Origin of the sequence: Streptomyces beijiangensis, assembly GCF_017315755.1 — a bacterium.
GTDB classification, from domain to species: Bacteria; Actinomycetota; Actinomycetes; order Streptomycetales; family Streptomycetaceae; genus Streptomyces; species Streptomyces beijiangensis.
Genome location: NZ_JAFLRJ010000971.1, coordinates 1 through 238, shown reverse-complemented (window position 1 = coordinate 238; position 238 = coordinate 1). Strand labels below are relative to the sequence as shown.

Annotated in this window: 1 pseudogene; it reads right to left on the bottom strand. The window is 66.0% G+C overall.

What is annotated here, in order from left to right:
- Positions 1-238 (bottom strand): annotated as a pseudogene (locus J0695_RS40140) (ABC transporter ATP-binding protein); the annotation flags it as partial.

The following is a 238-nucleotide window of genomic DNA, read 5'->3' as shown; positions in this document are numbered from 1 at the left end:
AGGAGCTGGGTGTAGGGGTGGGCGGGGTGCTGGGTGACGGTCTCGCTGTCGCCGCCCTCGACGATCCTGCCCGCGTACATCACCAGCGTCGTGTCCGCGAAGTAGCGGGCGGACGCGATGTCGTGGGTGATGTAGAGGATGGCGAGGTGGAGGCGGTCCTTGAGGTCCTTCAACAGATTGAGGACCCCGAGGCGGATCGATACGTCGAGCATCGACACCGGCTCGTCGGCGAGGAGCA